Below are 509 nucleotides of genomic sequence, written 5' to 3'. Positions count from 1 at the left end.
ATGTGACAGAAAACTCATCCGACTGGCTTTAGCCTGGCTGTCTGCCGCAATTGGGCTTCGCGCTGGTACGCGAACAACAACAATTTCGCGGCGATGCTTCAGGAAGACATAGGTGTTCGTGAGTATCTGAAGAAGAAGCTGAAGAACGCTTCGGTCGGCCGCGTCGTCATCGAGCGCCCGGCGAAGAACGCGCGCATCACGATTTTCAGCTCGCGTCCGGGCGTGGTCATCGGCAAGAAGGGCGAGGATATCGAACTGCTGAAGACGGAACTGCAACGCCGCATGGGCGTGCCGGTTCACGTCAACATCGAAGAGATCCGCAAGCCGGAAACCGATGCGCAACTGATCGCCGATTCGATCACGCAGCAGCTCGAGCGCCGGATCATGTTCCGCCGCGCGATGAAGCGCGCGATGCAGAACGCGATGCGTCTGGGTGCCCAGGGCATCAAGATCATGAGCGCCGGCCGTCTGAACGGCATCGAAATCGCGCGTACCGAATGGTATCGCGA

General features: G+C 59.1%; 1 protein-coding gene. It reads left to right on the top strand.

Features of this window, described 5'->3' with window-relative positions:
- Positions 1 to 33 precede the first annotated feature (33 nt).
- On the top strand, positions 34 to 509 hold a 476-nt coding region (gene rpsC, locus J5M67_RS27925; RefSeq protein WP_243434927.1), incomplete at its 3' end, for a 30S ribosomal protein S3.

Origin of the sequence: Pseudomonas sp. 30_B (assembly GCF_017491605.1) — a bacterium.
Taxonomy (GTDB): domain Bacteria; phylum Pseudomonadota; class Gammaproteobacteria; order Pseudomonadales; family Pseudomonadaceae; genus Pseudomonas.
Note: the sequence above shows the minus strand (reverse complement) of the source record. Positions and strands in the feature narration are given on the sequence as shown.